14 protein-coding genes and 3 pseudogenes are annotated in these 12,866 nt (G+C 65.9%); 7 read left to right on the top strand and 10 right to left on the bottom strand.

Features of this window, described 5'->3' with window-relative positions; translation table 11 throughout:
- Positions 1 to 93 precede the first annotated feature (93 nt).
- Complete coding sequence (locus tag ABZ463_RS41210) at positions 94 to 654, top strand: zinc-binding dehydrogenase (RefSeq protein ID WP_362785571.1); 561 nt, start codon at positions 94 to 96, stop codon at positions 652 to 654.
- Positions 655 to 669: 15 nt separating this feature from the next.
- Complete coding sequence (locus tag ABZ463_RS41215) at positions 670 to 1,113, top strand: MerR family transcriptional regulator (protein ID WP_362785575.1); 444 nt, start codon at positions 670 to 672, stop codon at positions 1,111 to 1,113.
- Positions 1,114 to 1,427: 314 nt separating this feature from the next.
- On the opposite strand, the gene ABZ463_RS41220 is transcribed toward ABZ463_RS41215, so the two are convergent.
- The 4 genes from ABZ463_RS41220 to ABZ463_RS41235 all read right to left on the bottom strand — a co-directional run bounded on the left by ABZ463_RS41220 (position 1,428) and on the right by ABZ463_RS41235 (position 3,914).
- Positions 1,428 to 2,261 carry an oxidoreductase gene (locus tag ABZ463_RS41220; RefSeq protein WP_362785578.1) on the bottom strand — a complete coding sequence of 278 codons (834 nt, stop codon included), beginning with the start codon at positions 2,259 to 2,261 and terminating at the stop codon, positions 1,428 to 1,430.
- Positions 2,258 to 3,106: a helix-turn-helix transcriptional regulator gene (locus ABZ463_RS41225; RefSeq protein ID WP_362785580.1), complete on the bottom strand. Its 849-nt coding sequence runs from the start codon at positions 3,104 to 3,106 to the stop codon at positions 2,258 to 2,260. The genes ABZ463_RS41220 and ABZ463_RS41225 overlap by 4 nt, the downstream gene beginning before the upstream one ends.
- Positions 3,103 to 3,558: a nuclear transport factor 2 family protein gene (locus ABZ463_RS41230; protein WP_362785583.1), complete on the bottom strand. Its 456-nt coding sequence runs from the start codon at positions 3,556 to 3,558 to the stop codon at positions 3,103 to 3,105. The genes ABZ463_RS41225 and ABZ463_RS41230 overlap by 4 nt, the downstream gene beginning before the upstream one ends.
- Positions 3,559 to 3,749: 191 nt before the next feature.
- Positions 3,750 to 3,914: a hypothetical protein gene (locus tag ABZ463_RS41235; protein WP_362785586.1), complete on the bottom strand. Its 165-nt coding sequence runs from the start codon at positions 3,912 to 3,914 to the stop codon at positions 3,750 to 3,752.
- Here ABZ463_RS41235 and ABZ463_RS41240 point away from each other — a divergent pair.
- From ABZ463_RS41240 to ABZ463_RS41250, 3 genes are all read left to right on the top strand, one after another.
- Positions 3,886 to 4,062, top strand: coding sequence for a hypothetical protein (locus tag ABZ463_RS41240; protein ID WP_362785606.1), 177 nt, complete (start codon positions 3,886 to 3,888; stop codon positions 4,060 to 4,062). The genes ABZ463_RS41235 and ABZ463_RS41240 overlap by 29 nt on opposite strands.
- 177 nt (positions 4,063 to 4,239) lie before the next feature.
- A protein-coding gene (locus tag ABZ463_RS41245) for an IS3 family transposase (protein WP_362785589.1) occupies positions 4,240 to 5,410 on the top strand; the annotation gives its coding sequence in 2 pieces (ribosomal slippage) (positions 4,240 to 4,497 and positions 4,499 to 5,410; 1,170 coding nt in all).
- A complete protein-coding gene (locus tag ABZ463_RS41250) occupies positions 5,310 to 6,122 on the top strand; it encodes a transposase family protein (protein WP_362785592.1) in 813 nt (270 codons plus the stop codon). The genes ABZ463_RS41245 and ABZ463_RS41250 overlap by 101 nt, the downstream gene beginning before the upstream one ends.
- Here ABZ463_RS41250 and ABZ463_RS41255 read toward each other — a convergent pair.
- The 3 genes from ABZ463_RS41255 to ABZ463_RS41265 all read right to left on the bottom strand — a co-directional run bounded on the left by ABZ463_RS41255 (position 6,054) and on the right by ABZ463_RS41265 (position 8,830).
- Positions 6,054 to 6,491: a GNAT family N-acetyltransferase gene (locus tag ABZ463_RS41255; RefSeq protein WP_362785595.1), complete on the bottom strand. Its 438-nt coding sequence runs from the start codon at positions 6,489 to 6,491 to the stop codon at positions 6,054 to 6,056. The two genes, ABZ463_RS41250 and ABZ463_RS41255, sit on opposite strands and share 69 nt — an antisense overlap.
- 341 nt (positions 6,492 to 6,832) lie before the next feature.
- Positions 6,833 to 7,384 carry a hypothetical protein gene (locus ABZ463_RS41260; protein ID WP_362785598.1) on the bottom strand — a complete coding sequence of 184 codons (552 nt, stop codon included), beginning with the start codon at positions 7,382 to 7,384 and terminating at the stop codon, positions 6,833 to 6,835.
- Between the two features lie 510 nt (positions 7,385 to 7,894).
- Positions 7,895 to 8,830: a ferritin-like protein gene (locus ABZ463_RS41265; RefSeq protein WP_362785601.1), complete on the bottom strand. Its 936-nt coding sequence runs from the start codon at positions 8,828 to 8,830 to the stop codon at positions 7,895 to 7,897.
- Positions 8,831 to 9,802: 972 nt separating this feature from the next.
- On the opposite strand from ABZ463_RS41265, the gene ABZ463_RS41270 reads away from it, so the two are divergent.
- Complete coding sequence (locus ABZ463_RS41270; protein WP_362785609.1) at positions 9,803 to 10,945, top strand: hypothetical protein; 1,143 nt, start codon at positions 9,803 to 9,805, stop codon at positions 10,943 to 10,945.
- A gap of 447 nt (positions 10,946 to 11,392) precedes the next feature.
- Here the strand turns inward: ABZ463_RS41270 and ABZ463_RS41275 are convergent.
- The 3 genes and pseudogenes from ABZ463_RS41275 to ABZ463_RS41285 form a co-directional block, all read right to left on the bottom strand.
- Positions 11,393 to 11,482 (bottom strand): annotated as a pseudogene (locus tag ABZ463_RS41275) (transposase); the annotation flags it as partial.
- A gap of 71 nt (positions 11,483 to 11,553) precedes the next feature.
- On the bottom strand, positions 11,554 to 12,036 hold the full coding sequence (locus ABZ463_RS41280; RefSeq protein WP_362785603.1) for a WD40 repeat domain-containing protein: 483 nt from the start codon (positions 12,034 to 12,036) through the stop codon (positions 11,554 to 11,556).
- 205 nt (positions 12,037 to 12,241) lie between these two features.
- A pseudogene (locus ABZ463_RS41285) lies at positions 12,242 to 12,639 on the bottom strand (hypothetical protein); the annotation flags it as partial.
- Positions 12,640 to 12,656: 17 nt separating this feature from the next.
- On the opposite strand from ABZ463_RS41285, the pseudogene ABZ463_RS41290 reads away from it, so the two are divergent.
- Positions 12,657 to 12,866: pseudogene (locus ABZ463_RS41290) on the top strand (helix-turn-helix domain-containing protein); the annotation flags it as partial.

A 12,866-nucleotide genomic window follows, 5' to 3' on the forward strand; every position in this document is an offset into this window, starting at 1 on the left:
TCCCACGGCTTCAGCCGCGCCAACCCGCTCACCCCTCCCACTGTCATTACAGCGAGAGATCAAACCACAACGGAGATCATTCTGTTAGGAGCTATGAGCGCAGGAGAGACGGTGTTCGTCTCCAGCGCCGCCGGGTCGATCGGCTCGGTGGTGAGCACCCTGGCCAGGCGGCTGGGGTCCGGTCGGGTGGTGGGCAGCGCCTCGGCGGGAAAACTGTCGTGGCTGACCGGACAGGCGGGATTCGACGCGGCCTTCGACCGGACGGAGACGGATCTGGTCGCGGCGTTGCACCGTGCCGCGCCCGAAGGTGTGGACGTGTACCTGGATCTGACGGGCGGAGCGCAGACGCGGGCCGTCCTGGAGGTCGCCAACCCCGGCGCGCGAATCATGGCGATCGGCACTCTGGACTCCCACAGAGACCAGGTCGAGATCGACCTCACGACGCTGATCGCCAAACGGATCACCCTGCGTGGGTTCACCCCGCGCGACCACCCCGCGGCGCTGAAGCGGGCGGAGCGAGAGGTCGAGGCCTGGTCGCGACAGGGCCTGCTGGCCGTGCCGCACACGGCTTTCCACGGCTTGGAGCAGGCCGGCGCCGCACTGGCCGGGCTCCTGGACGGTGCGCACACCGGTACCGTCGTGGTGAGGCTGTAGAGCGGGGGTTCAAGAGTGCGGATCGGGCAGGCGGCACGCGCTGCGGGCACCACGACGCGGGCGCTGCGCTACTACGAACAAGAAGGACTGCTTCAGGCACCGCGCACCGCGGCCGGGTACCGCGACTACGGTCAGGACGACATCGCCCGGGTGCGCAACATCCGCGAACTGCAGGCAGTCGGATTCACCGTGGAGGACATCCGCCTGTTCGCCGAGTTGCTCGACCGGCCGGTGCCCGCGACCTTCACGGTCGTCGACCCCGAGGTGTGCGGCACCGCGATGCGCGTGGCCCAGGACCGGCTGGCCGTTCTGGGCGAGCGGATCGAGCGGCTGACGACCCTGCACGGCCAGCTCGCCGGCCGCCTGTACGGCGAGCCCGGCCATGCCGTTCCCGCGCTGACCGTACCGGTCGCGCCGGTGACGTCATCCGAGACGGAAGCCGTGGACAAGCTCCCCTAGATATCGGCGGTGCGCTGCGTGCCAGGCCACGTGCGCCCCGAAGAGGTCAGGTTTCCCGGTGGTGCACACTGCTGGACACCGGGGCTGCGCCGCGATGAGGTCGCGACATCCTGTGCCGGCGCATCGGCGGGGCCGGGCCACCAGCGACGCCACGGCGGTCGGCGTCGCCTGCGAATACGGCGTCGATCTGCGGACCATCGAGCTGGGCATCTCCAGTCAGGCTCCCGCTCGCCCCACCGGGGTCGACGGGGCCGAGCTCACCAGGGCGATCGTGGCAGTGGTCGGTTCTGGCGTGGTCGCCCTTGTGGATCGCTTCAGGCGGCGTCGTAGTCGGTGGAGGTGGCCAGCTCACGCCAGACGGCCAGCTCTTCGGCCCGGGCGCGCAGCATGCCGTCCAGCACCGCTACGCAGTCGCTGCCCAGCGGCAGTTTCGCGGGTGCCTGGTCGGCGTCCGCGATCGAGATGATCGCCTTGGCGGCCGCCGCCGGATCTCCAGGCTGGTTGCCGCGCCTGTCCTCCAGATGAGCGGCCAGAGCGCGGACGGTGCCGTCGTAGGCGGGCAGGGGACGTTCGGCATGCCGGAAGCTGGTGGCGTTGAGGAAATCGGTGCGGAAACTGCCGGGCTGCACCGAGGTCACCTTCACGCCATACGGGCTGACCTCCTCCGCCAGCGCCTCGCAGATGCCCTCCACCGCGTGCTTGGTGGCGGCATAGGCCGACAGCCCGGCCACGGTGGAGATGGCCGCGACGCTGGACAGATTGATGACGTGGCCGGCGCCCTGGCCACGCATGATCGGCAGGACCGCGCGGGTGACGGACAGCAGTCCGAAGACATTGGTGTCGAACAGGCGGCGCACCTCCGCATCCGAAGTCTCCTCCACCGCGCCGAGCAGGCCGTACCCGGCGTTGTTGACCAGCACGTCGATGCGGCCGAAAGCGGTCACCGCCTCGGCCACGGCCGCCTCGACCTGCCTGCTGTGGGTGACATCGAGACGGGTGGTCAGCAGGCGCTCGCCGTACCCCTGGGGAAGACCATCGGTGCCGGGGTCGCGGACGGTGGCCACCACCTGGTGACCGGCCTCCAGCGCGGCGATGACGATCTCACGGCCGAAGCCGCGGGAGGCTCCGGTGACGAACCAGACGCTCATAAGTGCTCCTTCTCGGCGGTAGCCGATGTAGTGGTGCTCGCGTGGTGGCTACCCAGCAGAGCCAAGGCGGTGGCCGCGGGGCTGTCCGGGTCGGCCTGGTAGACGACCAGTTGCTGGCCGGGGCTGGAGTTGACGGTCAGGGACTGGTAGCTCAGCTCCAGCTCCCCGACCACGGGGTGGTCGAAGCGTTTGATCTCGGAGACCTTGTTACGCACGTCGTGACGCGCCCACAGGCGGGCGAAGTCGGCGCTCTTCAACGACAGCTCGCCGACCAGCGCCACCAGGGCGGGATCATCGAGATCGTGCCCGGCGCCGGCGCGCAGTGCCGCGACGCAGCTCTCGGCGATCATCGGCCAGTCCAGGTAGAAGGCACGGGCGGCGGGGAGAAGGAAGACCGCCTTGACCAGGTTGTCCTGCTCTCCCGCCCAGGAGAACAACGCTTCGCCGAGCGGATTGGCGGCCAGCTGGTTGAGGTACCGGTCGAAGATGAGCGCGGGATTGGTATGCCAGCCGTCCATGAGCTGTATCAGCGACGCGTCGGCGTACTCCCCCTTGCCGGGGCGAGGCCGCCGTGGCGTGGGGGCGGCCAGGGTACGCAGGTGGTCGGCGGCGTCCGGGCTCAGCCCGAGCGCCACGGCCAAGGCTTCGACGACCTGGGCCGAGGGGCGGCGGTCACGACCCTGCTCCAGCCGGATGTAGTAGTTGGTCGACACCCCGGCCAGCATGGCGACCTCCTCCCGGCGCAACCCCGGCGTACGGCGCTGCCCCACGGGCAGGCCGTGCTCCTGAGGGTCGGCGGCGGCGCGCCTGGCCCGCAGGAAAGCGGCCAGCGGACCGGCGGTCACGAGAAGGATCCCAGACTGTCGACGCCCGAGGTCCAGGACATGGTCAGGTGCTGCCTGGCGACCCGCCAACCGGCGTCGGCACGGACGAACTCCCAGGTGTAAGAGCCGCCCATGTCGAAATGAGCATCCGCCTCAGCGGTGTCGGGGACGCCGACGAACAACATGTAGCCGACGCCGGTGGCGCGGTCACCGTCGATCTCGAAGTGAGTGTTGAGCAGGTAGTGGAACATCGCGGCGTAGGAATCCTCCGCCTCGATCACCGTCGCCTTGATGGTGCGGGCGCCGTGCAGAGGCTCCCAGGGGCCGAAGGCCAGCTCGGCGTCCTCGGTCCAGCACCCGATCCAGGTGTCGTAGTCCTTGTGGTCCAGAGCTCGCCAACCCCGGACCAGCAGGCCGCGGAGTTCCTCCTTGTCCATCAGATCGGTCAGCGCCGTGGCGCGTTCGGTGGTCATGGGCCAACCGTAGGAGTGGGCTGCTCCGCCTGGGTAACCTCGCCACTCCCACCCATGTGGAACACCTCGCGGCATGACCAGTTAGTCGTGGAGAACTACAACGGCGCCAGTGACAAGATCTTCTACGAGCGCTGACGACCTCGTGCATGATCGCGATGAGGGCATGGCCGGCTGAGGTAACACTCCATTGATCACGTTTTCTGTCCTTCGAACCGGGCGGAAGCGGCCGGATGATCGGCCTTCCGCTGGTCGGGCAGAAGCGCGGCCACGGCCCGGACGCGCCGGATCCAGCGCACGACCATCGCCTGCGTCGCTCTCCTGGCGGTCATCGCGGCCGTCGTCTCGTTCCGCCACATGCACGAACTCTGCCTGCGCCACGGCGAGGACCATCTGACGGGTAGCGAGTACAGGAAGCCGCGCGCTCGTTCGCGGCCGGCGGCAAGGCCCCGAGCGGAGGGGCCTGATGCGTTGACCGCAGGGCATGCCCAATGGGGATCCCGTTGAGTGCGTGGTGAAGCCTTGGTGCACCATGAGCACCCATTGGGAACAAGGCAGCACTGGGTACGCGCAAGAAGACAATCATGGCAAGAACGTCGACGCCAGCGAACACAGGTGAGGTGCTCTACAGCTTCCGGACAGTCGGGAACATAACCTGACAGAGAGCCTGGAAGAGGTAAGTACGTGACGCGACGTCGCAGGCAGTTCTCGCCCGAGTTCAAGGAGGAAGCCGTCCGCATGGTGCTGGACGGCCCCCGCACGGTCGCCTCGGTGGCCCGCGAGTTCGGCATGAATCCCACTACGCTCGGCAGCTGGGTCAACATGCACAAAGCCATCCACCCCGAGACCGAGCAACCGCTGTCCGGACCGGAACGAGCTCGTATCCGCGAGCTGGAACGCGAGAACGCCGAGCTGCGCGAGAAGCTGACGTTCCTGAAAAAGCAGCCGCCTTCCTCGCCGCCGAGACGCGATGACGCTCGCCACATACGAGCTGATCGACGCGCAGAAGGCCAACCACAGCATCGTCCGGATGTGCCGATGGCTACGGGTATCCCGCTCGGGCTACTACGAGTGGCGTGACCGCCCCGCCTCGGCCACCGCCCAGCGACGCGAGCACCTCAAGACCCTCATCACCGCCATTTTCGCCGACAGCCACCAGACCTATGGCCACCGTCGCGTGCACGCCGCGTTGGCCCGAACCGGGGAACACTGCTCGGCGGAACTGGCCCGGGCGCTGATGCGCGAACTCCACCTGGTCCCGGTCCAGGCACGGACCTTCCGGCCGGCCACCACCGTCCAGGGCGACTTCCGCGGCATCCCCGACCTGGTCCGCCGGGACTTCACCACGCCTCGTCCCGGCATCAAGCTGGTCGGCGACATCACCTATATCCGCACCTGGGAAGGGTTCCTCTACCTGGCCACCGTCATCGACTGCCACAGCAAGGCCGTCTTGGGCTGGGCGATGGCCGAGCACTATCGCACCGAGCTGGTCAAAGATGCCCTGCGCATGGCGCTCGGCACCGGCCTGGTCGAACCAGGCGCGGTTTTCCACACCGATCGCGGCTCGAACTACACCAGTGACGCCTTCGGCCGGTTCTGCGTGAACCTGCAGATCCGCCGCTCGGTCGGCCGAACCGGTGTCTGCTACGACAACGCGATGGCCGAGTCGTTCTTCGCCGCGATCAAAACCGAGTGGCTGGACCGCTTCGTATTCGCCACCCGCGCCAAGGCTAAGCAGCAGGTCATCCGCTACATTGAAAGCTTCTACAACCGGCGGCTTTTGCACTCAGCCGTCGGCTACCGGCCTCCGCCGGAGGTGCTCACCGAGCACTACTCATCCCAAACCGCCGCGTAGGCTCAACCCACAAGCCGACTGTCCGGAAAATCCTAGGCGCCCCAGCCGGGCCGAGCGGGTCACTCTGCGAATCAACGGCACTGAGACCCAGGTGCGCCGTCCCAAGGCCCACCGGCCCGGACGCTGCGCGTTCGTGTCCGGCAAGAAGAAGCAGAACACAGCCAAGACGACCACGATCAGCGACGGCCAAGACCGCACCCTGTGGTCCGGGGCCGACCGGCCCGGCCGGATACACGGCCAGACCTGTCTGCGCACCGAAGGCATTGCCGAGCTGTTCCGCCGGCACCCAACTGTGAAAGCCGAGGTCGACGAAGGCTACGAGGTGCTGGCCAACGAGTTCCCCGACCAGATCTCGGCGCCGCCAAAGAAACCGAAGGGCCTCGACGAGGACGACGCCCCGCTCGGTGAACAGTACGCATGGCGTGAGCAGATCCGCCGGCAGTCCTCGCGGCGGATCTGTGTCGAGCACGCCAATGCCGAGCATAAGCAGTGGCGTCCGCTGCAACGCTTCCTCAGACGCCGCGAGCAACTACCCGGCGACCCACCGGGCCGTCGCCGGTCTGGTCCGACCGGGCCGCCCAGCGGACTACTCGCCGCAAGTCGAGCACCGAGTTCGTGCTCGTCAGCGCGACGGCCTGCTGAATCACCCACCAGCCGAAGCCCCAGGCCAGGACGCCCGAGCATCAATAGCCGACAACGTCGTAAGGACTGACGCGCAGCTCAGGGCGGTGGTCATGGCCCGGAGGCAGGGGCTCCTTGATCGGGTAGCAGATCGGAGAGTGCGGTTCGGATGGCGGCCCGTCGCGGAAGGCCCGCCGAGTGGGCAGCCCCGCAGCATGGGGCGGTTGTCGGCCAGTACCTCGGCGACCAGCTCGCGCACGCCCTCGTCGGCGGCCTCCAGCGCCAGGTGCTCGACCAGCAGGGTGCCCAGACCACGGTGGTGCATCGTGTCGTCGATCAGGATCGCGAGTTCGGCGTCGCCGTCCTGACCGGGGACGTACTCCGCGACCGTCACCAGGCCGCCGTCCACCGCGGCGACCAGGACGCGGCCCGGGTGGTCCGGTTCGGTGACGCGGTCCATGTAGGCGTGGGCGCCGGCCTTGCCTCCGGTGAAGAACCGCAGGTAGGCCGAGCGTTCGGACGACCTGTCGACCAGCCTGTGCAGGGACGGCCCGTCGCCGGGACGCAGCGTTTTGAGGGGCGGTTGGCTGTGGGCGCTTCAGGGCCTGTGTGATGAATTCAGCATTTCCATCGAGTTGGTGACACCCGGAGACCCTGAGCATCACCTTCTCTCGCGGGTGGTGGAAGGCGATAATCTAGAAGGTGTCGGTGGCTGGTTCCTGGCATTTTCCCACCTACGGGCGGTCCTCTACGAGGCCGCCCGTAGGTTTCCACCTCGACAGTGGACCGGGTATGGCATTTTCAGGCGGCAATGATCGAACTAGTAAGGTTGTCGAACCCCGCCAGCCTTAGGTCTGGATACTCTGCGTAAACACCTACGGTGTAGAAGCGGCGGCCTCGGTACCCGGCGTGTTCAAAAAGAACGTTTACACCCCAGCCTTTTACCGATGACGCGGCGTCGTTGCAGTCGTACGGCCACCAGTTGAAATTGGGCCATGTAAGCGTGAATGGAACTGCTCGCCCCGTGAAGTTGTAGCCGTGGTAGAGAATCGCGGTTCCGATTGAATACGTCTGATGCCACTCGCCGATGAGCTGCTGGTGCTCGTCGGGCGACCGCTTCTCTAGTTCTCGCGCGAGGAGTTCGTCGGCCTTGGCTCGAATCGATTGGAACTGGTAGAACTCGACGGCCTTGTCAGGGTCACTGGCCGCTTGGGCCAGGGATGCGAGGCGGGCCTCGACGGACTGAATCTTGGCTGCGGAAGCCGGGTCGGTCTGCGAAACATATTCTACGATCTCTTCTACGGTGCCCTCGTAGAATTCTGACTCCAGTGCGCCGGCTGTGCGAATTCCCACGACGTGTTTTTGATTTTCCATGACTTAGCCCTCTGGCTGGCGGTCGGACAATCCTCATGCATTGTGTTCCGTTTCCGCGACTGCTTTCCGGGAAACTCGTTCGGCTAATTATTTAACGAGACTTGAGAGGGCCTTCCCATTGCGAGGCATCGGACGGCCAGGTTACTGCGATTTTCTGGCCGATCGGCCAGGGGTGTTGCGCGCTGCGGAGAAGAACGGCTGAGAATTTATCGGTCCGGCGGGCGGAGCGGGAGGCGATGTATCGCGGTGAAACGTTCGTTTCTGTGGTGGAGAGCCCCAGGCAGACCTCGGCAGCCAAGGCGGTCCCCTCGGTATGACGCGCGCTGTTCCATCGCAGGCCATCGATTGGCTGGTGGTACATCGCCGGCGTCACCGACGCCGACCTCACCCGGATCGGGCATGACTCAACCCGAGGCGGCTACCATTACGCCAGGTCACGAAGGAGATCATCGTGTTTTGCGGTTGGTGACACGTCGGTCGGCAGCCCTCCTAATCCGGCGGCTGTATCCAGGTGAATTCCGGGCGGATGCCGCGTTCGATGAGGACCTCGCCTGCGCCCTGCAGCTCGAACATCGTGGACATCGCCGCATCGTTCACATCCGTCCCCGACGTCCAGCAGGACTCCAGGTCGATCAGGAGCCGGGTCAAGACGCGACGGAACTCCAGCGACAGGTCCGGCTCGGCCGTAGAGGGCTCGAAGTGATGAACCTCGGGCAAAGTGATGGACTCGCCGCTGTAGCTCCACTCGCCATCGACCTTGATCAGCCGCCGCTGCACGTACAGTTCCTTGAACAAGTAGTAGTGAGCGTGGCTTGTGCTCTCACCGGTGGGCGCGCTGGGTGAGTCGGGCACCCCCTCTCCCTCGATCTTGATCCGGTCGATCGTCTCGATCGCGTCGGCGACGGTCCGGATCGGTCGAGCGGAGGGAACCTTCACCGCGTGGGCGTTCGGATCGATCTTGGGAGGGTTCATTCGGAACGTCTCTTTGATCGAGTCGTAGAAGGCACCGATCGTCGGCGGCTGAGCCAGCAAGCGGCCCACAGGTGGAAAGTCTGGGTGCTCGATCTGCATGAACACCGCGATCTGCTCTTTGACCAGCGGCTTGAGCTCAACCGGTAGCTGCTGCGGGATGCCGCCGGGCAACTCGTCAGCAGGGTAGACGGGCAGAAAACCCGGGTGGGCCAGTGACGGCGTGCCACCGACCGCCGTCAGCAGGTTCCCCGCCAGTGCGAAATGGCGCATCTCCTGGATGACCACCCGATGCAGAGTGCGCCTGGCGTGGTGGGAGATGTTCTTGACAGACCATTCCGCACACAGGTACGGCGGGATCGTGGCGAACTCCAACTGCATCGCCAGTTGCAACGCGTCTTTGAGGTCCTCTGATGCGAGGATCCCTGCCTCGACGTACTCCCTTATCGTCTTCACCTGAAGCCCCCGTTATCCCTGGCTTTGCCGCGCACCCCGAGCTTGCCGGGTTCGTACCGGATGATCGATCGCTTCTTCGGGCTCGAAGCCCCGCGAAGGCAGGGCCAGCCCCGCTCAGAGGAGTTTTCCCAGGTCACATCGGCTGAAGCGCGAGCGTGCGGTTGGCTTGCGGACCAGCGGTCAGCGCGCGGCACGGTGCCTGTGGTCCCGGCCGCACAGTGTCTGGCGATCGCCTCGTGCCAGATCTGCATCGTCTCGTCACCGAAAAGTTCGCCCAATGCTGGGCTGTGATCTGCTCGGCGTCCTGGCGAAACCGCTCATCGCTCTACAGGTCCAGCGCGCCTATAGGCCCAGCACTGCAATGCTGTGCGTCGGCACGACGATCTAAGGGCTTGTGTCAGGTAGCGCCTCCGGAACCCGGCCTGCGCCCGGTCTGGATCGCCTTGATGACCGCTCGCACCATGCAGTGGCCTCGCGGCCGCCCGCTGACCGAGCGATGCCGCGCCCTCCAGGGAGAGCGTCGGTCTCTCAGTGCCATCATTCGCTGGAGTACGGCCTGTGCTCGACCACATCACCGCTCACACAGGTAAATTCCGATGCATCCGATGCGTTATTGAATGCTCACGCTCCGAGTGATTACCCGAGGTGCCCCTGAAAGCTTCAGTAAGAAGGTACGAAGCATGCCATTGGGCCCGCTGAGTAGAGGACTGAAAAGAGGAGGCCGTACCACATCACCGAGTCACGACTCGCGTGTTGGATGCCAGGGGGCCGTTGGGTACCACACCGAACTTAGACCCGCGCCGTCGTACAGGGAGATGGACGCAACCAAAGGCGACGGCGGGCGCTCCAGCATCCGGCATACTTTCTGCCCTTCATCGCTCAAGCTTCGTGAGCGTACGCCACCGTACATCTTCCGCTTTCAAGTTTTCCTTCGAGAAGGCCTCGGCGGCGCCTTGGTTCGTTACCCTTACTTTGCCGCTGCTCTACACGTCGAAGATGGAGAATCTCACGCTTCTAATATTGAATGGTAAACCAGTATATCAGGGAAAATCCGGGTCGAAGTGCGGTAAAACTAGCAAATCTCCTATCTTTGTCGCAGAAGAACTGGATGTATCCTTGATAAAAGAATCTGCGCAGTCGACACTCGATCAAGGAGTGATCATGAGCAGTTCAACATCGGTAGCGGATGACGCCCTTCCGCGTGTGCACGCAGAGGCGGAAGGACTGTCAGACGATCCCATCTTCGAGGCCGTCCAGGTCGCTCGCCGCCGGGAGGAACCGTTACTGGCCGCCGAGTTGCGATCGCAGACGCAGCCTCGCGGCCGGGTCACCCAGGCCAAGCAGCACCTGGTAGAGGCGATGGTCGACCAGCTAGGTGTACAAAAAGAATACGACTACTGGCTTCAGGCTCGCCACGACCTGCAGACTCTGCAGAGCGACACACAGGCTGCCGACACCTCGGCAACCGTGGCACCCGAATACGTCTCAGGCCCGCAGGAGCCCTTCACGCGAAGTGTCGGCGAGATGTGGTGGGGAGAGAGCACGGTCTTCCTGCCGGGGCGCCCCGGCATGCAAGCCGCCTTCGAGTCTGACGCCCTGCACCTTCGTGGCCAGATCAGCTGGCGAGACGGTGACCTTTGGCAGGGAAACCTGCTCATCACCTCGAAGTTCGGGCTGGATCCGGCCCGGATGCCGCCAGGCGGCCCCGGCCGCTTCGTCTCCACCCCCAACTGCGACGTGACCCGGCGGATCGCCGGGGACACCGGCTGGTGGTGGGGCGACAACTGGTCCAAGTGCTGGATGCACCTGGCCCAAATCGTGCTGGACGGGCCGACCGGGAACGTGATCGCGGAAGGACACGACCATCGCAACCTGTTCCACCTGTCTCAGGATGGTGAACTGGGCTTCTTCCAGTTCCCCGGATTCCTGCCCTTCCCCCGGGTGGAGTTCCAGCTGAATCCATCCCGCGTCCTGATCATCAAAGTGGAGCTCCGTCTGGACTTCCAAATGGAAGGAAGTTCCGATATCTACTTCGGCAGTCAAACGATCGGCCAACCGCCGCTGAGAGTCGACGTCCTCTACAAGGGCTTCCAATGGTTTATCAGGCGCCTGTGATTGATCATCGGGCGAAGCGTGGGGTTGTACGGCGACCAGTGCCATACGCCTGAAATTCACCGACAGATTCATGCGATTCGGGATTCCCCCGCGCTTTTCTTCCACACGAACGGCGTGGGCCGCCGGACCCTGTCCAGGACGTCTCCCTTCGGTGGGTGTTTGATCCTGTAGATTCCGCCTGATTTGGGCTCGGTTGATCGGCGAATACCACCCGGAACGCGCCCGACAGATACAGCCCCAGCAACAAACTCCTGGCCTCGGCCCGGTCCTGTATTCCGGCTGGACGCACCATGACCGCCAGCAGCAGGCCAAGAGTGTCGGGGGGTTTGCCCCGATGTGTGGACACGCAGGCTTCTTGGCCGGGCCCGCCTTCTTCGCCCCGGCGGTGCCGTCCGCGCGGGCCGCCTCCTTCACCCACAGGCGCAGGGTCTCGCGGTTGATACCCAGGTCCCGGGCCACCGACGCGTACGTCCGCGCCGGGTCAGACAGGTACAACGCGACGGCGTCCGCCTTGAACTCCGGCGGATACGACTTCATCGCCACGTGGAATTCCTTGTCTCCGGATTTCCATCATCCGGCACTCAAGGTGTCCACACGACAGCCCAGCTTTATCGGGATGCCGGGCAGGTGGGCTGGTACGGTGCATCGCGGATGTACTGCCGCCATTCTTCTGGTGTGAATCCGCGGCCTGCGATGGCGCACACAGCGCCAAGGAGATCCTGCGGAAGCGCGACATCCCAGATCCGCACCGTCCCGTCGTCGCCGCTGGCCAGCCGGGTTCCGTCGGGAGAGAACGCCACGGAGTTCACCCAGCCGGTGTGGCCGGTCAGAGTGGCGCGTTGGGGTCGGCTGAGCAGGGAGGCCATGCTCGCTGAGGCTTCGTCGATCTTGGAGATCGCCCAGGCGGCGGCCAGTCGCGCCGAGAGTGCAGGGTCGTCGGCGACGGATTCGCTGTCGCTGTAGGCGGCGGCATGCCGGGGCAGGATCTGGACATTCTGGCCGAGTATCAACGTGCGCTGCTGGTCGGCGTCGCGCCCGAAACGGACTGCGGTTACCGCGGTGATGACCGTGACCACCAGCAGCCCGGCCAATGCGGCGACCAAACTCTGTCGGCGGCGCTGGGTCCGGGTGGCGGCGCGGGTGCTGGCGTGCAGGAGCTCTTCGGCGGAACTGGGCAGGTCGAATCCGTCGTAACGGCTGGGGTCGGCCCGCCAGCGGGTGACGGCTTCCTCGGCTAAACACGTCGTGGGCGATCTGCACCCGGTCGGCGTCGACGACGATGAGCCGTCGCCGGGCGAAGACCTCCAGCACCTCCTCGACCGCGGCGCGCTCGGCCGCAGAGTGGCCAGCGGGCAGGGCGACGCGTTCGACGGTACGGCGAACCAGGGCGCCATCGGCCGTGACGGCGGTCAACCGTTCGAACACCCGCCGCGCTGTCTCCTGCCGGTCCGGGGCCAGGCCGGTGTAGGCGGTTTCGGCGCTGGTGGCCACCGCGTGGGTCACCCACCGGTGCGGCCGTATCCCCGGCTGGTGAGCCGGTCGCCGTCGCGGTGTTCCCAGACGGTCAGCATGGTCTGCGACAGCAGCGGCAACACGCCCACTTCGTACCCGCCGCCCGAGGCGCGCAGTTCGCTGAGGATGGTGTCGGCCAGGCCCGGTTCGATGGTCAAGGCGGATGAACACCTCCCGCTCACCGATGTCGGGGGGCTATGACGCCGCCACGGTGCGCCGATGGATCGGCCGCTTCAACCGTCAGGGCCTGGCAGGACTGGCCGACCGGCCCCGCCCGGGCCGCCCCCGTCTGGGCGGGGAGCGCTTGACGGGGGCGGATCGCCGCGCTGCCGGCCCGGCCGGGGCGGTGGACTCTTGCGCGGCTGTGGCGCTGCCTCAACCGGCCCCGGTTGAGCAGGCGCACGCTGTA

Source organism: Streptosporangium sp. NPDC020145, from assembly GCF_040631275.1.
Taxonomy (GTDB): Bacteria; Actinomycetota; Actinomycetes; order Streptosporangiales; family Streptosporangiaceae; genus Streptosporangium.